At 56.3% G+C, this 24,776-nt stretch carries 27 protein-coding genes; 13 read left to right on the forward strand and 14 right to left on the reverse strand.

The features are described from left to right. From BMZ36_RS12300 to rpmH, 8 genes are all read right to left on the reverse strand, one after another. A partial coding sequence (locus BMZ36_RS12300) for a hypothetical protein (RefSeq protein WP_143086054.1) occupies positions 1-260 on the reverse strand: 260 nt, incomplete at its 3' end. Positions 261-386: 126 nt separating this feature from the next. Further along, complete coding sequence (locus tag BMZ36_RS12305; RefSeq protein WP_091197045.1) at positions 387-1,724, reverse strand: ATP-binding protein; 1,338 nt, start codon at positions 1,722-1,724, stop codon at positions 387-389. Next, positions 1,721-2,440, reverse strand: coding sequence for a winged helix-turn-helix domain-containing protein (locus BMZ36_RS12310; RefSeq protein ID WP_091197051.1), 720 nt, complete (start codon positions 2,438-2,440; stop codon positions 1,721-1,723). Before BMZ36_RS12310 ends, BMZ36_RS12305 begins: the two co-directional genes overlap by 4 nt. Positions 2,441-2,442: 2 nt before the next feature. Further along, positions 2,443-3,777, reverse strand: a complete 1,335-nt coding sequence (gene mnmE / locus BMZ36_RS12315) for a tRNA uridine-5-carboxymethylaminomethyl(34) synthesis GTPase MnmE (protein WP_091197054.1) — start codon at positions 3,775-3,777, stop codon at positions 2,443-2,445. A gap of 75 nt (positions 3,778-3,852) precedes the next feature. Next, on the reverse strand, positions 3,853-5,526 hold the full coding sequence (gene yidC, locus BMZ36_RS12320) for a membrane protein insertase YidC (RefSeq protein WP_091197058.1): 1,674 nt from the start codon (positions 5,524-5,526) through the stop codon (positions 3,853-3,855). A gap of 17 nt (positions 5,527-5,543) precedes the next feature. Beyond that, on the reverse strand, positions 5,544-5,753 hold the full coding sequence (gene yidD / locus BMZ36_RS12325; RefSeq protein WP_091197062.1) for a membrane protein insertion efficiency factor YidD: 210 nt from the start codon (positions 5,751-5,753) through the stop codon (positions 5,544-5,546). After that, on the reverse strand, positions 5,741-6,067 hold the full coding sequence (gene rnpA, locus BMZ36_RS12330; RefSeq protein WP_091197066.1) for a ribonuclease P protein component: 327 nt from the start codon (positions 6,065-6,067) through the stop codon (positions 5,741-5,743). The genes yidD and rnpA overlap by 13 nt, the downstream gene beginning before the upstream one ends. A 70-nt stretch (positions 6,068-6,137) precedes the next feature. After that, complete coding sequence (gene rpmH, locus BMZ36_RS12335) at positions 6,138-6,272, reverse strand: 50S ribosomal protein L34 (protein WP_091197070.1); 135 nt, start codon at positions 6,270-6,272, stop codon at positions 6,138-6,140. A 225-nt stretch (positions 6,273-6,497) separates the two neighbouring features. Between rpmH and dnaA the strand changes: the two genes are divergently transcribed. The 4 genes from dnaA to BMZ36_RS14405 all read left to right on the forward strand — a co-directional run bounded on the left by dnaA (position 6,498) and on the right by BMZ36_RS14405 (position 13,159). Further along, positions 6,498-7,895, forward strand: a complete 1,398-nt coding sequence (gene dnaA, locus BMZ36_RS12340; RefSeq protein ID WP_091197074.1) for a chromosomal replication initiator protein DnaA — start codon at positions 6,498-6,500, stop codon at positions 7,893-7,895. An 80-nt stretch (positions 7,896-7,975) separates the two neighbouring features. Next, positions 7,976-9,082 (forward strand): DNA polymerase III subunit beta, encoded by a 1,107-nt coding sequence (dnaN, locus tag BMZ36_RS12345; RefSeq protein WP_091197077.1) that lies wholly within the window; start codon positions 7,976-7,978, stop codon positions 9,080-9,082. An 86-nt stretch (positions 9,083-9,168) separates the two neighbouring features. Next, positions 9,169-11,664: a DNA topoisomerase (ATP-hydrolyzing) subunit B gene (gene gyrB / locus BMZ36_RS12350; RefSeq protein ID WP_091197081.1), complete on the forward strand. Its 2,496-nt coding sequence runs from the start codon at positions 9,169-9,171 to the stop codon at positions 11,662-11,664. 820 nt (positions 11,665-12,484) lie between these two features. Further along, positions 12,485-13,159 carry a hypothetical protein gene (locus BMZ36_RS14405; RefSeq protein WP_143086055.1) on the forward strand — a complete coding sequence of 225 codons (675 nt, stop codon included), beginning with the start codon at positions 12,485-12,487 and terminating at the stop codon, positions 13,157-13,159. 168 nt (positions 13,160-13,327) lie between these two features. Here BMZ36_RS14405 and BMZ36_RS14410 read toward each other — a convergent pair whose 3' ends face one another. Then, on the reverse strand, positions 13,328-13,465 hold the full coding sequence (locus BMZ36_RS14410; RefSeq protein WP_218142733.1) for a hypothetical protein: 138 nt from the start codon (positions 13,463-13,465) through the stop codon (positions 13,328-13,330). Positions 13,466-13,657: 192 nt separating this feature from the next. On the opposite strand from BMZ36_RS14410, the gene BMZ36_RS12360 reads away from it, so the two are divergent. The 7 genes from BMZ36_RS12360 (at position 13,658) to BMZ36_RS12390 (ending at position 20,410) form a co-directional block, all read left to right on the forward strand. Beyond that, positions 13,658-13,882, forward strand: coding sequence for a DUF2188 domain-containing protein (locus tag BMZ36_RS12360; RefSeq protein ID WP_091197090.1), 225 nt, complete (start codon positions 13,658-13,660; stop codon positions 13,880-13,882). A 6-nt stretch (positions 13,883-13,888) separates the two neighbouring features. Beyond that, entirely contained in the window at positions 13,889-14,890 is a 1,002-nt protein-coding gene (locus BMZ36_RS12365) for a CBASS cGAMP-activated phospholipase (RefSeq protein ID WP_091197093.1), read from the forward strand. Continuing rightward, positions 14,884-16,026 (forward strand): CBASS cGAMP synthase, encoded by a 1,143-nt coding sequence (locus BMZ36_RS12370; RefSeq protein WP_091197098.1) that lies wholly within the window; start codon positions 14,884-14,886, stop codon positions 16,024-16,026. Before BMZ36_RS12365 ends, BMZ36_RS12370 begins: the two co-directional genes overlap by 7 nt. Beyond that, a complete protein-coding gene (locus BMZ36_RS12375) occupies positions 16,023-17,654 on the forward strand; it encodes a ThiF family adenylyltransferase (protein ID WP_091197101.1) in 1,632 nt (543 codons plus the stop codon). The genes BMZ36_RS12370 and BMZ36_RS12375 overlap by 4 nt, the downstream gene beginning before the upstream one ends. Positions 17,655-17,698: 44 nt before the next feature. Next, positions 17,699-18,202: a Mov34/MPN/PAD-1 family protein gene (locus BMZ36_RS12380; RefSeq protein ID WP_281242253.1), complete on the forward strand. Its 504-nt coding sequence runs from the start codon at positions 17,699-17,701 to the stop codon at positions 18,200-18,202. Positions 18,203-18,437: 235 nt separating this feature from the next. Further along, on the forward strand, positions 18,438-19,529 hold the full coding sequence (locus BMZ36_RS12385; protein WP_091197112.1) for a hypothetical protein: 1,092 nt from the start codon (positions 18,438-18,440) through the stop codon (positions 19,527-19,529). Between the two features lie 14 nt (positions 19,530-19,543). Beyond that, the gene (locus BMZ36_RS12390; protein ID WP_091197116.1) at positions 19,544-20,410 is read left to right on the forward strand and encodes a hypothetical protein; all 867 of its coding nucleotides are present in this window, start codon (positions 19,544-19,546) and stop codon (positions 20,408-20,410) included. 66 nt (positions 20,411-20,476) lie between these two features. Here the strand turns inward: BMZ36_RS12390 and BMZ36_RS12395 are convergent, their stop codons facing one another. From BMZ36_RS12395 to BMZ36_RS12415, 5 genes are all read right to left on the reverse strand, one after another. Next, on the reverse strand, positions 20,477-21,013 hold the full coding sequence (locus tag BMZ36_RS12395; protein WP_091197121.1) for a 3'-5' exonuclease family protein: 537 nt from the start codon (positions 21,011-21,013) through the stop codon (positions 20,477-20,479). Positions 21,014-21,050: 37 nt separating this feature from the next. Continuing rightward, positions 21,051-21,797 (reverse strand): metallophosphoesterase, encoded by a 747-nt coding sequence (locus BMZ36_RS12400; RefSeq protein ID WP_091197125.1) that lies wholly within the window; start codon positions 21,795-21,797, stop codon positions 21,051-21,053. A 2-nt stretch (positions 21,798-21,799) separates the two neighbouring features. Beyond that, positions 21,800-22,288: a hypothetical protein gene (locus BMZ36_RS12405; RefSeq protein WP_143086056.1), complete on the reverse strand. Its 489-nt coding sequence runs from the start codon at positions 22,286-22,288 to the stop codon at positions 21,800-21,802. Between the two features lie 116 nt (positions 22,289-22,404). After that, positions 22,405-22,869 carry a hypothetical protein gene (locus tag BMZ36_RS12410; RefSeq protein WP_143086057.1) on the reverse strand — a complete coding sequence of 155 codons (465 nt, stop codon included), beginning with the start codon at positions 22,867-22,869 and terminating at the stop codon, positions 22,405-22,407. Between the two features lie 93 nt (positions 22,870-22,962). Continuing rightward, a complete protein-coding gene (locus tag BMZ36_RS12415) occupies positions 22,963-23,367 on the reverse strand; it encodes an outer membrane protein assembly factor BamE domain-containing protein (RefSeq protein ID WP_218142732.1) in 405 nt (134 codons plus the stop codon). A 99-nt stretch (positions 23,368-23,466) separates the two neighbouring features. On the opposite strand from BMZ36_RS12415, the gene BMZ36_RS12420 reads away from it, so the two are divergent. Both BMZ36_RS12420 and BMZ36_RS12425 read left to right on the forward strand, forming a co-directional pair. Beyond that, a complete protein-coding gene (locus BMZ36_RS12420; protein ID WP_091197138.1) occupies positions 23,467-23,742 on the forward strand; it encodes a hypothetical protein in 276 nt (91 codons plus the stop codon). Positions 23,743-24,165: 423 nt separating this feature from the next. Beyond that, positions 24,166-24,555: a helix-turn-helix domain-containing protein gene (locus BMZ36_RS12425; protein ID WP_091197141.1), complete on the forward strand. Its 390-nt coding sequence runs from the start codon at positions 24,166-24,168 to the stop codon at positions 24,553-24,555. Positions 24,556-24,776: the final 221 nt, after the last annotated feature.

Raw genomic sequence — 24,776 nt, forward strand, 5'->3', positions numbered from 1 at the left:
GCGGAAGCCTTCTTGGACTTCTTGGCAGCCTTCTTGGCTTTCTTGGCCGGCTTGGAAGCAGCGGTGGAAGCCTTTTCAGCTTGAGCCTTCTTGGCTACAGCCTTGGAAGCGGTTGCGGACGCCTTGGTCTTCTTGGCGGCCTTCTTCTCAACCTTAACAGCCTTCACGTTGGAAGCCGGAGCGGAAGCCGGAGCAGCAACGGAGAAAGCGGCTGCGGAGGCGAACACACCAGCGACAATCGCGGCGATCAGTTTTTTCATGCTATTTGTCTCCAAAAGAGAGAACACAGAAATTGTGCGTAGCTGGATTATCACGACTACAAGGGCAAGATTCGATGCGGTGATGGTTGCGACGTGTAACGCAATGTACGTATCGCATATTCCCAGTCAGGCCGACATGGGGCGCGCATCGCGCAACGCGGTTGGCCAACGCAGGCTAATGCGCGCCCCGCCTAACGGAGAATCTGCAATCAAAGCGCTCCCGCCATGGGTGCGCATCACAAGGGAAACGATCGCCAACCCCAAGCCGAACCCGCCCGTACGGCGATTCCGGCTCACTTCCAGCCGCTCAAATGGCTGCAGCAAGCGCGCTCGCTCGCTTTCGGGGATGCCCGGACCACTGTCGTCGACATGAAGGGTAGCCCAGCCCCCCTCCCACGTCAGCGTAAGGTGCACCACCACGCCCTCGCCACCATAGCGCAGTGCGTTGCTCATCAGGTTACCCAAGGCACGGCCAAGGTAGAAACTGTCCGCATCCATGACAGGATACTCCAGCCCCGATTGATTGATTACCGCCACCGGGCCAGACTTGAAGTTGAACTCACCGACCTGATGCTGCAACCATGCAACAATTTCCATCGGCTGGCACTCGACCCGCATTTCCGGCTTGTCCAGGCTATTCATGGTCAGCCATTCTTCGATCAGTTCATCGATCTGGTTCAGATCGCGCCCGATGGCATTCAACGTAGCCTCCACGTCACCTCCGCCCCTGATGATTTCAAGGCGGTACCGCAACCTGGCCAGCGGCGTGCGCAAATCGTGGGAAACCGCATCGATCATCGCCTTGCGCGACGAAGTCAACTCCTGCACGTCATGCGCCATGCGGTTGAATGCTGCACCCAGCAGCGCCAGCGCCGAGGTTTGTGGCAAATCCACGCGGGCGCCGAAATCCCCTTCGCCCAGCTTCCGCCCCTGATTGGAGAGCAACAACAAGTCCTGCCACAATGGCCGCAGCCACAGCCAGGCCGGCAAGCCCAGCGAGAGGCACATCAGGAACAAGGCCAGCATGTCCTCGGCATTGATACGATCGGTTCGCGCCAGGAAAGGGATCGGGCCCAGCACCACCATCATCCCGGTGTCATGGATACGATGCAGGTACAGGTCCTCCTCGTACAGCATGATGATGTCGCCTTCGAGCAACCCCTTCTGGTTGACCGGCGACAGTATGTAGCTATCCAGCGGATCAATCTGCACCGGTACCGGCACCTTGCCGGCAATGCGCTGGACTTCGTCATGCCAGAGCGAGTTCGGAATATCGCCAAGCTCACTTTCGATGACTGAAATCGTTGCAGCGAAAATATCGCTCAGATAGCGTTGGTTACCCCGGTCCACCACACGCTTGTAAGCCGCGCCGATCAGAACGGCGGCCACAAGGAAACAGATCGCGACAGTGAAATAAAACCGGATGAAAACCTGCCGCATGCCGCTGTTGCTGAACGGCGTCATTCCTGCCACCAGACATCGGTCGCGAACAAATAGCCGCGGTGCCGGATCGTCTTGATCTTGCGGGGATCTTCAGGATCGTCGCCGAGTTTTTTCCTCAGTCTGGAAATGGCCACATCCATGCTGCGATCCAGGCCGTCGTAATCAATCCCGCGCAGTTTTCTCAGCAAATGATCGCGGGAAAGGATTTCGCCGGCATGGCTGGACAATTCCCACAGCAAATCGAAATCTCCGGTCGACAGATGCAGCGGCTCGCCCCGGTAGTTGGCCGTGCGGTTGCGTGAGTCGATCACGAGCTTGCCAAAATTGAGCGTCGATTTTTCCGCCGGTTTCGCAGCCGGCTGCACCGGTGCGGCCAATCCCTGGCGCAACTGCGCCCGAATCCGCGCCAGCAGCACGGACGGCGGCGTGGTCTTGACCACGTAATCGCTGGCGCCGATCTCGAACCCCAGAATCTGGTTCATGTCGCTGTTGAGCGAGGTCAGCAGGATGATCGGGGCAAAATAGAACTCGCGCAGCTCACGACAAACGGTCAAGCCGTCCTTGCCCGGCAACATGATGTCGAGCAGCACCAGCGCGGGGGGATTGGCGCGCACCGCTTCGACGACACCGATCCCGTCTCGCATCACTTCAACCGTGAACTCGAACGAACGCAGGAAACCGCCGATCAGTTCGGCCAGCTCCGGGTCATCTTCAACAAACAGAATCCGATTCGACATGATTATTTTCCGATGCAAAAACGACTGAATATGACGCCCAGCAGATCGTCCGGCGTGAATTCTCCGGTGATCTCGCCCAGCACATTCTGCGCCAGACGCAACTCTTCGGCCATGATTTCGATTTGCCGGTAGGCCGACAAGGCTGTCCCCAGGTGCACGGCAGCCCGGCGAATGGCATCAAGATGGCGCTCTCGGGCGATGAATGTGCCTTCATCCGCGCCATGCCATCCCACGCGCTCAAGCAGACACTCGCGCAATTGCGGCAATCCCGCTCCGGACTGGGCAGACACATGGAGCTCGCCCATCCCGATCCGGCCGGGATTTTCGCCGGTCAGATCGATCTTGTTGTATACGTGCAAGACCGGCAAGCCGTGTGGCAAGCGCGCCAGGATGGCTTCGTCGTGCGCCGTGACACCTTCACGGGAATCCAGCAGCAAGAGGGCCAGATCGGCCTTTTCCACTGCGCGCCACGTGCGCTCAATCCCGATCTGCTCAACCCGGTCTTCGGTCTCGCGCAGTCCGGCGGTGTCGATCACATGCACAGGCACGCCATCAAGCAGGATCAGCTCGCGTACCGTATCGCGCGTGGTGCCCGCGATCTCGGTCACGATGGCAACTTCTTCGCCGGCCAGCGCGTTCATGAGGCTGGATTTACCCACGTTGGGCTGACCGATAAGCACCACGTGCATGCCCTCGCGCAGCAGCTTGCCTTGCGTGGCCGTATCCAGCACCCGGCTCAGTTGCGCCTGCAGTCCGGTCAGTTGTCCGTGCGCGTCCGCAGCTTCCAAAAAATCGATTTCTTCCTCGGGAAAATCCAGCGTGGCCTCGACCAGCATCCGCAGGTTGATCAGCCCGTCGACCAGCGCGTGAATTTCGCGGGAAAAGGCACCATCGAGCGACTTGAGCGCGGAACGCGCGGCAGCTTCGGATTGCGCATCGATCAGGTCGGCTACGGCTTCAGCCTGCGCCAGATCAAGTTTGCCGTTGAGGAAGGCACGCTTGGTAAATTCACCGGGCTCGGCGTGCCGCGCACCCAGCTCGACACAGCGCGCCAGCAGCATTTTCATGACCACCGGGCCGCCATGCCCCTGCAGCTCAAGCACATCTTCGCCGGTAAAGGAGTGAGGGGCAGGAAAATACAGGGCCAGCCCTTCATCGAGTACCGAACCGTCCGCCGCACGGAAGCGCGCGAAATGTGCATGCCTGGGCAGGAGATCCCGGCCGACAAGCCCGGCAATCAGCGGGGCAATATTTTTGCCCGACACGCGAATCACGCCGACCCCTCCGCGTCCGGGGGCGGTTGCAATCGCCGCAATGGAATCTGGGTAGTAAAGCATAGTCGTCATTGTGCCAAGGGAAGGCCAAAAGAAAAACTGCCGCCCACAGGCGGCAGTTTCAGGAGAGTTCGCAGATCAGGATTTGAGCGAAGCCACGCCTTCCTTGTCAGCGGTCCTGTTGATCATCCACTGCTGGACGATCGACAGCGTGTTGTTGACGATCCAGTAAAGGACCAGGCCTGCCGGGAAAGTCAGGAACATGATGCTGAATACCAGCGGCATTGCCTTCATGATCTTGGCCTGCACCGGATCGGGTGGCGGCGGGGACATGAGCGACTGGACATACATCGAAATCGCCATCAGGATCGGCAGGACGTAGTACGGGTCGCGCACCGAAAGGTCCGTGATCCAGCCCAGCCACGGTGCCTGACGCAGCTCGACCGAAGCCAGCAACGCCCAGTACAGCGCAATGAACACCGGAATCTGCACCAGGATCGGCAGGCAGCCGCCCAACGGATTGATTTTCTCGGTCTTGTACAGCTCCATCATGGCCTGCTGCAACTTGACACGGTCGTCACCGCAACGTTCCTTGAGCTGCTCCATGCGCGGCTGGATCAAGCGCATCTTGGCCATGGAACGGTAGCTGGCTGCCGACAGCGGGTAAAACGCGGCCTTGATCAGGACGGTCAGCACGATGATCGCCCAGCCCCAGTTGCCAAGCACCTGGTGAAGCATGTCCAGCAACATGAAGAGCGGCGAAGCAATGACAGTCACCCAACCGTAGTCCTTGACCAGATCCAGACCCGGCGCAACGTTCTTGATCACGCGGGTTTCTTCCGGACCGAGGAAAAGCGGCATTGTGGCTTCAGACTTGGCGCCGGCGGCCACCTGGGGCAAATCGACGATCACGCCCGCAGAATACAACCCTTCCGGCAGCTTCTTCAGTTCGTAACGGCACTCCTGAACAGCGCAAGCCGAAGCGCCCTGCACGGGAGACACCACCCAGGCCGTAGCGAAATAGTGCTGCAGCATCGCCACCCAGCCATCCTTGGACTGCTGGACATACTTGGCCTTCTTCTTGTCGATATCAGCGAATTCGACTTTCTGGAACTTGCCTTCGGAGGTATAAACAGCCGGTCCGGTAAAGGTACTGGAACCAAACGTACCGCCATCGGTCGTCACGCCATCTCGCAGGAAACGATAATAGGCGCTGGCGCTGACCGGTTTGTCGGAAGCATTGGCAATTTCATACTTCACGTCGACCACATAGCTGCCGCGCTTGAACAGATAGGTCTTGGCGACCTTCACGCCATCCGGGCCGGCGGCTTCCAGGCGCACTGCGAGTTCGTTCTGGCCTTCAGCCAACTGGTAGGCCGTTTTCGCAGCCTTGAACTCGGTCTTGTGTGAGGGCAAGCCATCGCCGATCAGGCCGGTTTGCGCCACATAAGTGCGCTGGCCATCATCCTGCAGCAGGACAAAATTCTTGCCCGGCTCGCCCGATGCACCATGCTTGAGCAGTTCAACGCGCCGCAGGTCGGCGCCGTTGCTGTCGATTTCCGCTGCGAACAGGTCGGTTTTGACGCTCACCCGCTGGCCGCGAGCCAGCGCCGCCCCGTCCTGAACTGCCAGCTTGGCCGAAGCATCGCTCGCACCGCCCTGCACGGCAGGTGCCGACGCGGTAACCGGAGCGGGTGTTTTGGCTCTGGTCGCGCGCTCCGGGAAGACCGTGTTCATCACGTATTCCCAGCCGAAGAACATCGCCACCGCAATGAGGGCGAAGAAAATCAATCGTTTCTTTTCTGTATCCATCTCGAACTCGCAAGGGTTCAGGGAACCGGGTCATAACCGGAACCACCCCAAGGATGGCAACGGCTCAAACGCCGGATTGTAAGCCACAGACCTTTCCAAGCGCCATACCGATCAACGGCTTCAAGCGCATATTGCGAACAGGTCGGGACAAAACGGCAGCGGGGCCCCAGCATGGGGCTGATGACCCACTGATAGAACTTGATAAAAAACTTGATCAGGTACGACATTTGCCAGACCTGTTCAGGAGAACCAGCAAGGCAGCGCGGGCTTGCGCGCGCTCACCGGGCGCAATCGGACGCCGCGCACGCACGACAATATCGAGGCCAACCAAACCTTCCGGATGGGTCCGGAAGGTTTCGCGAACCAGGCGCTTGATGGCATTGCGCCCCACGGCCCGACGGTCGACCTTTTTGCCGACCACCACACCCAAGCGGGCATGCGGCAAGCCGTTGGGCGCGGACAACACCTGAAACCACGCATCGCCGCGCGAGCAACGCAAACTAAAAACGGATGAAAAATCATCCGTTTTCAGCAAACGCATCCCCCGCGGAAAACGATAGCAGGGCGCGTCATTCACAACTTCACTCCCGGTCAAGCCGGTTGCATCGCGATCAGAGGGCGATGCGCTTGCGGCCGCACGCACGGCGTGCGTTCAGCACCTGGCGACCACCACGGGTCTTCATGCGAGCGCGGAAACCATGGGTACGCTTGCGACGGATAACGGAAGGCTGGTAAGTACGCTTCATGATCAATCCCTAAATCTGTATAAAGCTGTTGAGCTGAGAAACGCGCAATTACGCCAGTTAACGAACGCCATGTCAACCCCGACAACACAAAAACACACTCGACTTAATTTGTACAAACGCCCGGCAAGCTGTGGATAAGTTGCACGGCTCAGGGTAGAATGGCTGGCCCTGATTCCTGAAGAGTTAGCGCCAGGCGGTGTTCACGAACCGCTTGATCCAACTACCATGCCCGATATGGAAAACCTCTGGCCCTACTGCCTGCAAGAACTGGAAAAAAGCCTCGGCGCCAGCCAGTTCAACATCTGGATCAAGCCGCTCGCAGCCGAAGCCAGCAGCGACGTACTCACGATTGCCGCCCCCAACCCGGTATTCCTCGACTTCATCCGTGACCGCTATCTCGGCATCATCGAGCAAGCTGCCGCAGCGTATTGCACCGACACTCCGCCGCAAATCCATCTGAAGATCGGCACGGCAAAACGCCCCCCGGCGCCCAAGGCGACTCCGGCAAAAACCGCTGCGCCCGCACAGGCGAATGCCCCGCAACCGGCCGGCGAGAACAAGCCCGCCGAAAGCCGCTTCAGCCGCGGCGCAGCCAACCACGAGACCACACGCCTCAACCCGCTGTTCACGTTCGACACGCTCGTGACCGGCAAGGCCAACCAGCTTGCCCGTGCGGCGGCCGAACAGGTCGCCCGCCATCCCGGCTCCGGCTACAACCCGCTGTTCGTCTACGGCGGCGTCGGCTTGGGCAAGACCCACTTGATCCAGTCGATCGGCAACTTCGTCCACCAGCACAACCCGGAAGCCCGCATCCGCTACATCCAGGCCGAGAAATACATCCAGGACGTGGTGCGCGCCTACCAGCACAAGGGCTTCGACGAATTCAAGCGCTACTATCATTCTCTGGATGTGTTGCTGGTTGATGACATCCAGTTTTTCGTCGGCAAGGACAAAACGCAGGAAGAGTTTTTCTATCTCTTCAATACGCTGGTCGAAGCCGGCAAGCAGATCATCCTGACCTCCGACCGCATCCCCAGCGACATCGACGGCCTGCTGGAGCGCCTGAAATCGCGCTTCTCATGGGGCCTGACCGTCGCCATCGAGCCGCCGGAGCTGGAAATGCGCGTCGCCATTCTGCTGAAGAAAGCCGATGCGCTGCATTTCCACCTCGACGCCAACGTCGCCTTCTTCATCGCCAAGAGCATCCGCTCCAATGTGCGCGAACTCGAAGGCGCGCTGAACCGCGTCATCGCCTACGCACGCTTCACCAACCAGCAGATCAGCATCGAAACCGCGCGCGATGCGCTGCGCGACATCCTCGCTGCCGGCAACCGTCTGGTATCGGTCGAGAACATCCAGAAGACCGTGGCCGATTACTACAAGATCAAGGTCGCGGACATGCACTCCAAGAAGCGCACGCGCGAAATCGCCCGCCCGCGCCAGATCGCCATGGCGCTGACCAAGGAACTGACGCAGATGTCGCTACCCGCAATCGGCGACGCCTTCGGCGGTCGCGACCACACCACCGTTTTGCACGCCTGCCGCACCATCGAAGAAATGCGCCAGAACGATCAGGAAATCGGCACGCAGTACGCCTACCTCCTGCAGATGCTGCGCGGTTGACATCAGGCTTTCCAACACTCCAAACCTGCCTGCGAATCAGGTAGAATTGCCCTCTCAAGAAAACCACCGGAAAAGGCACCATGCAACAGCTCCAAGCAGAACGCGATGCATTGCTGAAACCCCTTGCCACCGTCACCGGCATTGTCGAGCGCAGGCATACCCTGCCCATCCTCTCCAATGTCCTGATCCGCAAGACCGACGACAAACTGACCTTCACCGGCACCGATCTGGAAATCCAGATCACCAGCCAGCAAGCCGAGGGTTTTTCCGGCGGCGAATTTGCGATTACCGTCGCAGCCAAGAAGATTTCCGACATCCTGCGCGCCATTCCCGACAAGACCGTGGTGACGCTTGAAGAAACCGGCGGACGCCTGACGGTCAAGGCCGGCAAGAGCCGCTTCCAGTTGCAGACGCTGCCGGCCGCCGACTTCCCGCAGCTTGCCGTGGACAACACGCTGCGCGCCACCGTGAAGCTGCCGCAAGGCCAGCTCAAGGCGCTGCTCTCCCGCGTGCAGTACGCCATGGCCCACCAGGACATCCGTTACTACCTCAACGGCCTGCTGCTCGTCACCGAAGGCAACCAGCTCAAGCTCGTCGCCACCGACGGCCACCGTCTGGCCTTCGCCTCGGCCGAACTTTCCACGAGCTTCGAGAAGAACGAAGTCATCCTGCCGCGCAAGACCGTGCTGGAACTCTACAAGGCACTGGCCGATTCCGACGAAGAAGTCACCATCGACATCGCCGGCAATCAGGTCAAGTTCAGCTTCGGCGCCGTGGTCATCCACTCCAAGGTCGTCGACGGCAAGTTCCCGGACTATAACCGCGTAATCCCGGTCGCCAACGACAAGCTGCTGGAAATCGAGCGCCAGTTGCTGCTCGCCGCCATGCAGCGCGCAGCCATCCTGTCGAACGAGAAATTCCGCGGCGTGCGCCTCGTGCTCACCCAGGGCCTGCTCAAGATCATCTGCAACAACAACGAGCAGGAAGAAGCCCAGGAAGAGCTGGAAGTCAGCTACGACAATTCCCCGCTCGACGTCGGCTTCAACATCCAGTACCTGCTCGACATCCTGACCAACACCAGCGTGGAAACCCTGCACTTCTCGTTCGGCGAGCTGGGCTCCAGCGTGCTGGTCACCATTCCGGGCAACGAACACTTCAAGTACGTCGTGATGCCGATGCGCATCTGACAAACGCGTGAATACGCAAGGTCGGGGCCTCCCCGACCTTTTGTGCTTTCTGGCACACCCCTGTTTACACGAGATACGGCAAGAAAATGAGCGAACACGATCTGCCCCAAAACGATTCCGCACAGAACGGTAACGACTACGACGAATCCTCGATCCAGCAACTGGAAGGCCTGGAAGCGGTGCGCAAGCGCCCCGGCATGTACATCGGCGATACCTCGGACGGCACCGGCCTGCACCACATGGTGTTCGAAGTGGTCGACAACGCCATCGACGAAGCGCTGGCGGGGCATTGCGACGACATCGTCGTGACGATCCATGCCGACAACTCGATCTCGGTCACCGACAACGGTCGCGGCATCCCGGTGGGCATCAAGTTCGACGACAAGCACGAACCCAAGCGCTCCGCAGCCGAAATCGTCATGTGCGTGCTGCACGCGGGCGGCAAGTTCAACCAGAACAGCTACAAGGTATCCGGCGGCCTGCACGGCGTGGGCGTATCGTGCGTGAACGCGCTTTCGAAATGGCTGCGCCTCATCATCCGCCGCGACGGCAAGAAATATTTCCTGGAATTCAACCAGGGCAAGGTACCCAACCGCGAAATCGAGATCCAGAACGGCGTGGAAGTCTCGCCGCTCAAGGTACTGGGCACCACCGAAAAACGCGGCACCGAAGTGCATTTCATGGCCGACGAAGAAATCTTCGGCAACATCGAATGGCATTTCGAAATCTTCGCCAAGCGCCTGCGCGAGCTCTCCTTCCTCAACAACGGCGTGAAGATTCGCCTGCTCGACCAGCGCACCGGCAAGGAAGAAAACTTCGCCTTCTCCGGCGGCGTAAAGGGCTTTGTCGATTACATCAACCGCAGCAAGTCCGTCCTGCACCCGACCGTGTTCTACGCCGCCGGCACCACGCTGGTCACCACCGGCCAGGTACAGAACGTCGAGCTCACGGTTGAAGTTGCCATGCAGTGGAACGACAGCTACCAGGAACAGGTGCTGTGCTTCACCAACAACATCCCGCAATCGGATGGCGGCACCCACCTCACCGGCCTGCGCGCCGCGATGACGCGCGTCATCAACAAGTACATCGAAGAAAACGAGATCGCCAAGAAGGCCAAGGTCGAAATCAGCGGCGACGACATGCGCGAAGGCCTGGCCTGCGTGCTGTCGGTGAAGATGCCCGATCCGAAGTTCGCCTCGCAGACCAAGATGAAGCTGGTCTCCGGCGAAGCCCGCCCGGCCGTGGAAGAAGTCGTCGCCGGCAAACTCGCCGAATTCCTGCTCGAACACCCGAACGACGCCAAGACCATCTGCGGCAAGATCGTCGAAGCCTCGCGCGCCCGCGAAGCCGCCCGCAAGGCCCGCGAACTCACGCGCCGCAAGGGCGTACTCGACGGGCTGGGCCTGCCCGGCAAACTCGCCGACTGCCAGGAAAAAGACCCGGCGCTCTCCGAACTCTACCTGGTCGAGGGCGATTCCGCCGGCGGCTCCGCCAAGCAGGGCCGCGACCGCAAGTTCCAGGCCATCCTGCCGCTCAAGGGCAAGATTCTCAACGTCGAACGCGCACGTTTCGACAAAATGCTCTCCAGCCAGGAAGTCGGCACGCTGATCACCGCGCTCGGCTGCGGCATCGGCAAGGACGAATTCAACCTGGAAAAGCTGCGCTACCACCGCATCATCATCATGACCGACGCGGACGTGGACGGCTCGCACATCCGCACCCTGCTGCTCACCTTCTTCTACCGCCAGATGCCCGAGCTCGTCGAGCGCGGCTACATCTACATCGCCCAGCCACCGCTGTACAAGGTCAAGCAGGGCAAGAACGAAGCCTACCTGAAGGACGACCAGGAACTGAAGCAACACCTGCTGCGCGCCGCGCTGGCCAATGCCGAGCTGCTACCCGGCAACGGCAAGCCCGGCATCAGCGGCGAAACGCTGGAAACCCTGGCCCGCCAGTACTTCATCGCCGAAGCCGTGATCGAACGCGAAAGCCGCTTCCTCGACCCGATGATCCTCAACGCGCTGCTGGGCATGCCGGCACTGAACCTGGTCAACCTCGCCGCCGCACAGGAAAGCGCAGACAGCCTCGCCAAGGCCGTCAACAACCCGGCCTTCACCTTCATTGCCGAAGAGAACGAAGGCGTTTGCCAGATCAAGATCGAGCGCCACCTGCACGGCGTGGTCAGCATGCAGTACATCGACGAGGAATTCCTGATCTCCGGCGACTACGCGCAGATCCGCAAGACCGCCGACCTGCTGATCGGCCTGCTCGAAGCCGACGCCACCGTGCGCCGGGGCGAAAACACCATGCCGGTACGCACCTTCAAGGACGCCATCGAATGGCTGTTCAACGAAGTCCGCCGCAACATGTACATCCAGCGCTACAAAGGCCTGGGCGAAATGAACCCCGAGCAGCTCTGGGAAACCACCATGGACATCACCGTGCGCCGGCTGCTGAAGGTGAACATCGAAGACGCCATCGCCGCCGATGAAATCTTCACCACCCTCATGGGCGACCAGGTCGAACCCCGCCGCCACTTCATCGAGCAGAACGCGCTGGTGGCGCGGAATTTGGATGTTTGAGGTGTCGGATGTGTAGGATCCCATTGAAGTCTAGATTTTTCTCAAAAGTCTAGATTTCATGGGAATTCGCCACCTTCATCATACGCATCACACCAAGCCCCGCAAGGGGCTTTTTTTGCCAAAGCGGCCTGTCAGCATGCTGGAAATCAACGCCTGGTTTACACAGGATTTCGGACAAACCTGCTGAATACAAAGCGGACGAAAGCCACTTGATGCAATTGCCCTGCGACAGCGAAAACAAGATAATTCATATTGGTTACGTAACTGATACGTACAAATACCCTCCGAGGGCAACGATTGATAGGTCTCGTCAATGAAGCGCCTGTCATCGGGCAAGTAGAATCGCCAAGGTTATTATGTCTGATCTGACTCCCCCGTTTTTATGCATAGAGCTTCTACGTCATCTAACCAAGGAGGTAGAAGACGACTTCTCCGGGGTGGGGTTTATCTGCTATCGCGATCTCTCATGCCTACCACACCTTGCGCTAAGTATTCCGCAAAACGCGACTTGCGCTCTTCCTATCGTAGGGGTGAGCCCCATCGGGTCTTTCCTTGCAAATGCGTCTCGTGCGTCATCGCCGCTTCACGATGGATTTCACCTCATCTCCATTCAGAAATTTGCGCTGACACACATTTGTCATTTCATATCCCCCGGAATACCACTAGACCAATCGGGTCTACTATTTGCCGCCGGGGCAAGGCACATGTCTGCGCAACTAGCCTCGATGGCTCAAGGCATAGAGGCTGCGGCTTTGATAACAAAGGATGGCACAGGTGTCATCTATGAAGCCGGCATCAAAGTATTCGAGGAGAAGTTGCAATGATTCCTTTAAGTATCACTTCGTCTGACTTGGCGCGGCTTGCGAAACTCTCCGTTGCCTTGGGAACCATTGCAGCTGCCTTTGTCGTGGCAGTTCGGTGGAATACGTTTCAACTCTCTCCTGTTTCTGTGCTTGGACAAGCGCTATCTGCAGCTTTTTCCGCTCCGGCACTGGGTATATTGGTAGTACGCAAGATTAATTGGAGATATCCGTGGATTTCGAAGCTCATGGGTCGCCGAATGGTTCACGGACTATGGTGGGGAGAACTTAACTCTGACTATATTGAGACTCCAGGCGCCTCTACACTGCCTCCAATTCCGATTGCCTTCGTCATCAGGCAGACTTATCTGACATTGTCCATCAAGTCCTACACGTCAGCTATACCAGGAGAGTCGATCCTTGAAACGCTCCATGCTCATCCGGTGACAGGGGATGCGAACCTGCGTTATGCCTATCAAATGACCAGAAGGGCTAACGCGGAGAACAAAGCCACCCTCGGGTACGGGGATTTGGTACTTGGAAGTGAAGACAAGGAGCTTTGTGGCGATTATTGGACGAACTCCCCGTCTTCTGGGCGTATACGCCTTACCTTGCTAACACGGGATTGCGACGATGTTCGCTCGTTCACTGATGCTCAAAGGATTAATGATCGTCTGAAGGCGGTATCGGTTTAAGCATAAGAGCCGAGCCAAGGAAGTCCTGAATAAGTCACCAACCAAGCTCTCCATTACTCGTTTTGCTTAAAATTCGGGCCATTTATGCGGCAAATCGTCTCCGATTTTGCCCAAATAGCCAGGGATCCCGGCCTCCTGGCGGATTTATCCCAAGCCAGTAGTCGATGCCTAGCCGGCATTTTTCTCCAGCCCGCGATACCGCACCTTCACATACCCAAACTGACCCTTCTCCACCCGGAACTGGTGCTCGACCTTCACCCGCACACTCGCGAGCAGCTGGTTGAACTGCGACTCATCGTCAGTCAATGACCTAAATCCATTTTACGGTTAAATACAATATGTAGTGGTTGACATATAAATTTACACACCATATAGTAATTTAGCACTCCATGCATTAGAGTGCTAAAACTTGCTATTACTATCGCAAAAACGGTGGGGAGCCATTGACTACCCAGCAGAGTGGCAGGATTCCATTGGCTATATTCAAGGAGATTCACCATGGCAGGTAAGAATCAGCATGTGGTTCCTCACCAAGATCGTTGGGCCGTCAAGGGGGCCGGCAATCGGCGTGCAACCTCCGTGCACAACTCCCAGCAGCAGGCCATTGACGCAGCAAGGAACATTGCACGCAACCAGCAGTCCGAACTCGTCATCCATAGTCAGGATGGCCGTATCCGCGAAAAGGATAGCCACGGCACCGACTACTTTCCGCCGAAGGGGTGAAATGCCTTGACCTGCATCCCTACTTACCATGTGCTTGCCCTGTCAGGAGGCGGCTACCGCGCTTTGTACACTGCAACGGTTCTTGCCGAACTCGAAGCTGTACTGGGCCGCCCTATCGCTTCGCACTTCGACTTGATTTGCGGCACATCCGCAGGAGGGATGCTGGCTTTGGGGCTGGCTGCGGAAATTCCGGCTCAGGAACTCAAAGCGCTGTTTGAAGAAGAAGGCAGCCGTATCTTTGGTTGTCGCGGTCTGGTGCGACGACTTCTGGGATTCTGGCTGACCGCAAAACATGACTCAGCTGGATTACGAGAAGTTCTGACGGAGCGCTTCAAGGGGATCACTATAGGCGATCTGAAGCATCGTGTTCTTGTGCCTACAGTCAACTACTCGACGGGTCTCGGGCAGTTTTTCAAGACCCCACACCATCCGAGCTTTGAACGAGATCACAGGATGAAGATCGTGGACGTGGCGTTGGCGACGGCTGCTGCGCCTGTTTATTTCCCTCTGGCACGCAACGACCGCGGCGTCTTCGCAGACGGGGGATTGGTAGGCAACGCCCCAGGCTTATTCGGTTTACATGAAGTCAAGACCTTCCTGGCGCCGGATCAAGCTGCGCTGATTCGGGTTCTCGCCATCGGCACGATGACCATTGGTGCGACCATTCGCGGTGACGCCAGCCTTGACCGAGGATTTGGCAAGTGGCGCGGAGGGCTCTTCGACCTGGTGATCTCCGCTCAGGAATCGTCCGTGGACTACATGCTGCGGCAGTCTTTGGGGCGTAACTATTTCCAGATCGACGATAAGGCGACACCCGATCAGAGTAAGGACGTGAAAGCGCTGGACAGAGTTTCCATCGGCGCCACGAATACGCTCAAGGATCGCGGCATCCACGCGGCGCAGCGAGCACTTGGCGATCCACTCTTCCAGCCGTTTCGTGCGCACCAGGCCGGCGCCCCCATCTTCTATCACGGCCCCAACAAGAATGTTCTGGAGGCCACATGCTGAATCTGAGCCCGCTTTTCTTTACCACTGCCGATGACGAATCGTGCATGCATGACGAGCTCGATCTGACACCTGAACAACGCGCCTTGATCGCCAGCGCACGCACCGACGTCAGGAATTGCCTACGTACAGGCATCCCCCGCGTGCTGAGGGAAAGCGGCTACGCCGAGGGTGTGCCGCAGCCGCGCTTCTTCACGCAAGGCTCGTGGGCATACAAAACGCTGAACTCGCCAGCTCAACGCCCACAGCAGGCGGACGTGGATGATGGTTGCTATCTACCATTGAGTTTTGTCTCGCAGACGAAGCGCCCCAGCACCGCAACAACAGTGTTCTTTGCCGCGGCGGAAGAAGCCTTGAAGCCGCTGGTCAAGGAAAAGCAGTGGACACTTGTCACCGACAAGCCGACGTGCATCCGCATCGTTATTGCCGCATATGCCCACATTGATATTCCTCTGTACGCCATTCCTGACGAAGAATTTGTCATGCTCGCAAAGGCTTCAATGGAGCAATATGGCTACGACTCGCTGACGGAAGCGGTGAGGTTGGCAGAGCGGGATGCTTGGACAGCGCTGCCCGCTGACGAGGTGCTCCTGGCCCACCGTGAATGCAACTGGATGCGCTCTGATCCCAGACCTGTGAAGGAGTGGTTTCTGGGCGAAGTAGAGGCAAAAGGGGAGCAGTTTCGCCGCGTGGTTCGTTACTTGAAGGCACTCCGCGATTGGCGATGGTCCAGCGGCGGGCCTGCTTCGATCTTGCTAATGACCGCAGCGGCCCCGCTCTTCGAAAAACGCGATCGGCGCGACGATCTTGCCTTGCTGGATGTTGTCGCATTGCTGCCGGCCCGGCTGCGAGCAGGAGTGAATAATCCCGTGGATGAGTCCGAGTCGCTTACTGAGCGGCTTGGTGAAGCGGGTGTCGAAGAAGCGGCGAAGGCGTTCGAAGAATTTGAAAAAGTTCTTCGTGCTGCCACTGATGCCGGCAGCCCTTCACAGGCTTGCATCTGGATGCAAGATGAGTTTGGTCCTCGCTTCCCGAACGCCCCGGATCGGGTCAAGATGGCATCCGTCGCCGACACCATTGCTGCGACCCCAGCCATGGCCGGCCCGAGCGAGCTTATCGGGCGAACGAAAGCTGGATGAGCAGCGCCGCGGGGATCACAGACGTAATTGAAGCCTTCAAGCAGCGAGGCTTTGAGTTCGTTGGCAAGACGGATGACGGCTGGTTCAAGCTTCTCGGGCAGTTGATCCCACCGCAAGCGAAAAAGGGCTGTCCGTGCGAAGTCCAACTGGACCCTACTTTCTTTGACTTTCCTCGCATCCGGCTGCTGGAAATCCCTTCTGAGCTGCCAGCAGCGGTTCCTCATCTTAGCGCAGATGGCGGCCTTTGTTATCTAGCCAAGGGCACCGTCGTTCTAGACATTTACGATCCTGTCGGACAATCGCTCGCATGCCTACATCGCGCGGCTGCTGTGTTCGGGCAGATCATGAAGGGAGAGATGATCGAAGACCTCGCGGAAGAGTTCTTCGCTTATTGGCACGGCTGGCATTGTTTTGTGGATATGCAAGGTGAGGATTTAGGGCAACAAAATTGCATAGTCGGGCAGTCCAATGGAAACACTTTTTGGTTCATTACCGATAATGAAAATCGAACAACTGAGAAGCTGAAGTCGCTCGGCTATCAAATCACCGATAGAACGGTACTGACTTATCGGGTAAAAACCGGTGTTCAACCACGCCCTTTGACCCGCAAGTGGCCTCCTAAAACAGTTGGGGATATCTTGGCGTGGCAAAACACCCTTGATCCTCGGTGCCGTCTTAAGATTCACCAACGCATCAAGGAAGGGGAACGAAAAAAGGCCAGCGGCGTTATGATCGTCATCGAATCCCCGTTGATGACGTATGGCTTTGTAGTTCTCTATAACCGTCAACGTCCGGCTCAAAAAAGCAAGCTTGCTGATCGCAGGGATTCGACCTATGGGCTGAAGGCAATACCCATCTCAATGGACAGAATCGACGATCGCTACCTTGCCCAGCGGAACATTCCTCATTCAAAGACGCTTGCAGGCAAGAACCTGACAGTCGTTGGATGCGGCACAATCGGTGGATATCTATCGGACATGCTGGTCAAGGCCGGGGCGGGGACATGCGGCGGGAAACTCACGTTAGTGGATTCTGACTGCCTTCTCCCGCAAAACATCGGGCGTCATCGCTTGGGATTTCCTGACTTGCTATCGAACAAAGCCGAGGCCATGGCGAAGGAACTCAAGCGCTTGGCGCCAGGCGCTGAGATTCGTGCACTCCCCGTGGATGTCAGGCAGGCCCAATTGGGAGAACTGGACCTGCTCATAGATGCCACCGGGGAAGAATCCCTCGGGCATTGGCTGTGCGGCCACTATCGTCTTCCGACGCCTATGCTTTCGGTATGGATTGAAGGGCCAGGAACGGCGGTCCGTGCTCTCCTGCGGACGAATGCATCTGGTGCGTGCTATCGATGTCTTTGGCATAGCAACAGAAGGGCAGAACTCCGTTCCACCCTTGATCCTCTTCCTGCAATCTTGGCGGGGCATGGATGCGAGGGATTGTACGTGCCATTTCCCGCTTCAGTGTCGGTACATGCTGCCAGTCTTGGGGCTGAGATGGCACTTGATTGGGTCAACGGCATCTTATCCCCTGCGCTGCGTACCAGACTGATTGACCGTTCCCAGCAGCTTGCCACCCCTGATTGCGATCCTCTCCGGGATAGGGAGTGCCCCATATGCAATTCATAAGTTCCTGGGCTGCCGATGACAAGAGAACGCTGCTGCATTTCTCGATGCCCACATTGGAGACTTTTTGTCAGCATATTCAGGCTCGTGAGGTCGACTGCGAAGCTGGTGGGCTTTTGCTCGGCTCGGTTCATGGCGCCCACATGCTCATTGAACAAGCAACGGTTCCTACGGCATGGGACAAACGGTTCCGCCACCTGTTCGAGCGGATGCCGTTTGGTCACGAAGCCATCGCACTGTCTAGATGGACAAAGAGTCAGGGCACCATCCGCTATCTAGGTGAATGGCACACCCATCCAGAAGACCATCCTTATCCATCTGGTATTGATAGATTGGAATGGAACCGTCTATCAGCCGAGCGTAAAGACAGGCGACCAATGCTTGCTGTTATCGTCGGGCGAAAGTCCCTGTACATTGAATTGGTACCAAACGCGGGCTGCGGATTCGTATTTCTTCCTATGGGGGGGGGGGGGGGGGGGGCGGACACTCTCGCCAAGGGTATGCGGCCATGTAAATGCCTAGTTCTAGACTTGGCTGGGTGCACATACTGAAAGCGCCTCCAGAAGCGGACACATGTTAAATTAGTGGCATGTGTGGCCGCTTCGCTCAATGAAGCAGGCGTTAACAATAGCTGTGTGAATAGCCGAAATTCTACCGCTCTCGGCGCCGAGTAGGCGCCCCGTCTATCATGCCCCTTCAATAACATCCTCATCCAGACCGCTTATTGACTGCATGCCTTTGCGTGCTATATTGTAAGACAGCATACCTGATTACAAAGGATCAACAATGGCAGAAAAGCGTCAGTCTAATAGCGACCTAGAGTCCGTCACGATTCGCATCCCCGTGTGGCTCAAGGAAAGCTTGGAGCGCGTCAAAGGTTCCTTTACTGGTGTTTCCACCATGAGCGATGCAGTTCGTTTCGTTATGGAAACCGGGGTCGGTGCGGTCGATCCGTTGCGGGATGCAAACGAATTGCAGGAATTACAGAAGAGCGAACAGCAGGCATTGCAACGGATCGTTGCCAAGTGGCGCCACGGTCACCAGCTCTTTAGCCGCGCAGAGCTGGCCTTCATTGCCCAATGGGCGCATCAGGCATACATGTTCTGCAAGACAAGCAATGTCCAGCGACATCCGGTTTTGGCTAACCTACAGGCGTTCGGTAGCGTCATTGCGCTTCGCAATGAACTGTATAGCTACACAGATAACACTGAAGGGCGAGATCGCTATTACCGGGGAAACCTGGGGGGACAAGGTGGTGACTCGATAAAAGAAAAGCTTGCGTCGGCAACCGCTTCTCTGAAGGAATTCCCCTACTGCAGCTTCGCCGAGTTCGCCAGCCGATGCCTTGAGGTGGCCCTCCGTGACGAGCCGACGTTACCCGCTGATCGCCTCAATGATGTCATGCGACCGCATTTAGCAGCGTTGATAAAGCTTGCTTTACGTGCTTATTTTCAGAGCAAAGGGAAGCCTGCGCTGTCGGTTGAAGAGGGGTTCGGTAGCGGTACAATTAAGTACCCAAGCACTGTTGCCAAAGGACGTATCACCGTCAGCCCCAATCTCATCAGCGATAGCATGACCGTCGGCATCATTTGGGAAGGTGGAAATCTCATCGTCGCCGTGAACAGTTTTATTGAACTGGGGGAGCTAGTAACGCTTGTGGGAGCCGTATGCTCCGAGTACCAAGTTACGGGCAAACGTTTCATACTGACCCAACCCATGGCACCTCTCGCCCAATACGTGATGCGGGTAGGTGGCGTCCAAATCGCATTTCAGGGAACCGAGTTTGACGACCTCCGTGCGGCACTAACCGAGTTGATGGCGCAACCTCTCATGCGATCCGAGTATGAGCGTCTGGCATGGATATATGGCGACATCTAGATATCACACCGGTTATGACCAACAACATTAAAACACTCGACAACCAGGAGGGTGCAGAGAGTATCGCAGCCCTCCCAACGGACGAGCAAATCCATTCACGGTACCTAGAGCTGTGCGACCTACTGAACATTGCTCCACCGGCATTCCAAATCAAGCCCGCCGCGCAGATGCGCAAGAGCCATGGGAAGCATGTTCTTAATAAGGACGGGACCTACAGTATCTTTCTTTCCGATGAGGTCAAATCGCCGGAATATATCGATCACGTTCTCGTCCACGAGTTATCCCATCATGCGCTATGCCTCGCCGGGTACCAAGGCTCCGGGCACGCATGGGTAATGCTGGCTACGGAGCAGCTACTATTCTCGAAAGCCGGTTACGACGTCGACAGCATCATATGGGACGCGAAGAGAAATTGGCCCAAACGTACCTATTGGGGCACTTGGTTACGACATGTTGAGTATGCGTACCAGATTACCAGTCCGCCAGAGTTTGACTCGACATTGCTGTCCAACTCAGCTAAGGCGCTTGCAATATGGGTGCTTAGGCATCGGCCTGAGTTTGAGAAATATCTTGGAGCCAGTGTCCTCGGAAGGAAGTTGCTGGAGAAGCACCACGTCATCATCGCTGATAACCGCTGGGGCCAATTTTTGGCAAAGTGGATTGTGCTGACGCTCCTCTTTGGTAGTTTCTTGCTCTATTCGCTGTCCGATGCTCTGAAGCTCGTTTGGTTGAAGGACGCATCAGCGGTAGTTTTTTCTGCCACGCTATTCACACTGCTGATCGGCTTTATTTTGACAAGCCTTTACCAACAGGCGACTGCATCGGCCAATAGCCTATGGAAACAAGCTCTCAGGATCAAGTCCGTTCTCATAAGAAAGTGACTAATTCCTCGGGCCATCCAGCTTACCAAGACAGGATGCTGACTGCCCCCGTTTATTGGCTTCATTTCAATTATTGCGCATGCCCATGCACAATAAATCCTCAAGCCCCTCAAACTCTTTCCCCCACAACCACGCCCGCCGCAAAGCTTGCGCATCATGCAGCGCATGGTGTTCAGGCTTGTCCGGGGTGAAATAGGCATCTCGGAAGGTGGCGAGTTTTTCCTGATAGCGACCACCCAAGATCAAGCGATCAAACAGCATCGGCGTTTTCGCCAAATTCTGCGGCCACGGGGAGAGCAATGGCTTGAGCATTTGCTCGAAGTCGTAATCCGGGGCATCCGTCACGATGACAGTCTGGCCGGGGATCGCCTCGATCCATGCACAAACTTTCCGAGAAAGTTCTTCCGGACGCATCCGGTAAGACCCTCCCCACAAATGGGGGAGTACGTTTTCCTGCACCCAGTCGCTAGCGCGATGGGTATAGAACGAAGGAGGCAACTCGGCATAGAAGAAATCGCCATCCTCCTTGACCAGCGCAAGACTGATCAGGGATGGGTTCGGTTGATCCAGCCCTGTGAACTCGGTGTCGAGAAACAATAACATCGTTCATTCCTGAAGATATGCGAGCAGGCCTGCGCGCTTACACTTCAACAATCAGGCCAGGATCGAAGTTTGGATTGAGATACGAAGGGTGATAACCACGCGGATTACAAATCACGCGCGTACCGGCGACTTCGTAATCCAGCGAAACATGGATATGGCCATGCACCCAGAGCTGAGCCTTACCCATCAACTCGGTGAGATCACTGACATAGGCGGCGGACAGAATGTCTTTTTCCGAGCCGGGATACAGACTCTTGGGATGCGGACCATGGTGAGTCACCACAACGGTCGGCCCATCGAAGGGTTGATCCAGTTCGTGTTCCAACCAAGCCCGGCTTTGCTGATGTAGCGCCAGCATGTCTTCCGGCAAAAACTCGCGCTTCCCCTCATCGTCGCGGAAAGAGATTTTCCGGCAATCATTCATGGCCGCAACAGCGGCGACCATGGCTTGGGGCTGATTTCCGAATAGCCGGAAATCCGTCCATAACGTACAGCCCAGAAACCGCACCCCCTCAATGACCACAGCGCGATTGTCTAGGTAATGCAGGTTGGGAATGGCCATTTGCTGCAAATCACGGTTCACGACTTGCAGGTTGCTCCCGTAATACTCATGGTTGCCCGCCACGAACAGGATCGGCTTGTTTGGCAGATCATGGGCAATGCGACGAATACCTTTCTTTCCGACGCCGATATCGCCGGCCAGCACGATGACATCGGCCTCTATCTTGGGCAGAGCCATAAGGCCAAACTCAATGTGCAAATCAGAAAGAACATGAATACGCATGGTTACTCTCGGTGTTTATGGGCATCCATCCATGCCATCCATCCTGCTCGGTGGGCATGTGCATCATGGAGGGCATGATGCCAAGGCCGGTCGGGCGTGTGATACCCCATGACTGCGTGGTGAAATACGCTGGTATCGATCAACGGTCGAAGATCGAACCATCCCTGTAGATTGACAGGCAATTCGCCATCAAGCGCATCCGCAAGCAAATCTCGGTCGTGCTGAGAATCGCAGGCCAAGGTGATGCTGCGCGGCAAGCTGGCAAACCAACCCTGCAATCGACAGGCCAACTCAGACTGAATCACCGTTGCGCCTTCAGTCCGGCCCAGCAAAGGCAAGACTGCATCCTGCACGAAAGCATTGCACCTGGATCGGTCAAAGTCGGCCACTTCCAGATACAACGAATGCTGACCATCCTCGCTCACCATGCCGATGCTGATGAGCTCGCAATCTATGAAGTCGGTGAATTCCGTATCCAGAAAGATCAACACGATGCTTTGCCTGAAATGACGACCAACAGGAAATGTACACCGCAAGACCGGGGGCGCCTGTTACCGAATATTTGTCCCGGCTTGGCGAATCCGACATCAAGAAGCAAGCGCATAGATCAGACGATGCTATCCGGCACGTACCATGCAGGAATCTGGCTCGCATCTTTGCGCGGATCTGCAAGACTTGGGTGCTGAGCCAAGAACGCATTTATCTCGGCATCGTAGGCGCGGCTCCGGATTGCGCGAAAATGATAATCCACCTCCTGCGGAGAGCGGCCGGTTAATCTGGACAGTTCATTAACTGCTGCGCTTAGCGCTTGTGTGCCGGCGCCTGCTGAAGCACTTCTTGCGTACGCACAATCCGCCATAACTGCCAACTGCTTGCGCAAATCAGCAATGATATTGTCACGTTGCTTGATCGCGACAGCGGCCACGGTCATTTCCATGATTTTGTCTTCCCGCTCCCAGTCAGCATTTCGTGCCGCCGACCTACCAGCCTCAGACTGAGCATTCTGCGCGCGGCGCTGTGCATCAAACACCGCCATGTCTTCCATGAAGCCCTGAGCGTCGTTTGCGTTCATGAACATCGGGGACCCCTATGTCGAAAAGACTAAATTCCCATGGGCGCACGGAAATCCCGTATGCCACAGGATTTCCGAATTTACGCGACCAACTCAGTTGTACAGCCGGCCTTCGACGGTACCGCCGGTATATTCGTAGTCCTGTACGATGCCGCGCTTATCAAATATCACGGCCAGCGACTTGTTCTCGGACTTGCCTCCGCCGATAAAAAATCCAGCCACGGGAATATAAGACTTCGGGTCAACCTTGGTCTGGGTATGGTCCCAGCGCAACGTTTCCTTGCCTGTGCTGTCCTTCGCTCTGGAGGTTGGCTCACCTAGCTTGGCCAGCACCTGAGCTTTGGTCGTTTTACCCTTTTGGATAAATGCGGTATCGCCTTCCTCGACCTTAACCCCACTGGATGAGCCGCACCCGGTCATCGCTACCGAACCCATCACCAGCGCAACACCCAGAAGCAACGGGCGCATTCCTCGTGCCAAATCACTAATACGTTTCATACCTCTTCTCCCTAAATGGATGGGCGGAACCCGTGGTTTACTCACTGCCTATTTATATCCTATTTTGGGATATTTTTGCACGTATGATGCCATTCGTGGATGAAGAAAAGCATCCACGACGAGCGCTACCGCCTGTTGATCCTTCGACTGATCGAGTTGCGCAAGCAACTTCAGATCACGCAGGTGGCACTTGCTGCTGCACTGGATCGGCCACAGTCCTTTGTGGCGAAAGTGGAAAACTTCGAACGTCGATTGGATTTGGTTGAGCTGGCGGATTGGCTGACCGCTATGAAGGCCGATCCGCAGAAGTTTTTGGCGAGTTTGGATTGGTTTGCTGAGACTGCGTTGGCGCCGACAAAATCTGGCCCGACTTGACCACTGCAAGTGTCACAAACCGTTGGACATCTATCCCGTCTGATAACACCTCATCTTCGACTGCGCAGATATCAATGATCTGCGGATCAGCCTCCTGAGCCATATTTCCTGCTATTCGTACCACGCAATGTATGCCTGCCGCCAAAATACCAGGCACAAAACCAGCTACGCCAACTTATTTCCGCTACTGCTTCAAAAAAATTTCAACTCAATTTGAAAAGAATTTTTATATAAAATATTATGCGCCGCGATAATTTTCGCGCAAAAAATCACCACCCGAACAAAATTAATACAAAATACGCATGAACATCAAAAATAAATAACACGCAAAAAACAAAAAACAATAAATATCCGCGCAACACCCCATTCTTTACTCATTTCACATAGCACGCATTCTTCTTTAAAATCAAAGCAGGAGTTGCTATGAGTCCATTTTCCATTCTATTGAAGCGCCTACGCCTAAGCCGAGGGTACCGCCAGAAAACCTTAGCCCATCACTTAGGCTACGAAGCCAGTTATTTGTCTGCTATTGAACGAAGCGAGAAAGGTCCGCCTCGTCAGGATTTTATTCAACGGCTGATTAAAGGATTGGAACTCAACGAAGATGAAAAACAGGAATTATTCAATGCATTGAATGCATCGCGTCGGCAATTCTCATTACCGGCCAATGCGAGTGCGGAAGAATATGCGTTGATCAGGAAGCTGGAAGTTCAGCTTGGCAAGCTTCAGCCCTTGCCAATTCAGATGATTGAGATGGCGCTGAAGTTTCAAGAATCGCTGACTGGTAGCAACCAACAACCCTCTGAAAACTGAATACGCTGTTTCTGGAAAACAACCGATCAACAAGGAGAAGAAAATGTAAAAAGGGCAAGCACATGGCCTGCCCCCAGGCAGCTGACGCTACCGCACTTGACAAGCCAAGTATCGTCTCCTTCCCTCTGGGGCGTCAAGCCTTATCCCATTGATCCATCGAGAAAACGGTCAGTTTTTAACCTGCCCGCAGGTTTTCTTTTGCCCAAATTCTCAGTCAATTT

The organism is Formivibrio citricus, assembly GCF_900115065.1.
In the GTDB taxonomy this organism is placed as follows: Bacteria; Pseudomonadota; Gammaproteobacteria; order Burkholderiales; family Chitinibacteraceae; genus Formivibrio; species Formivibrio citricus.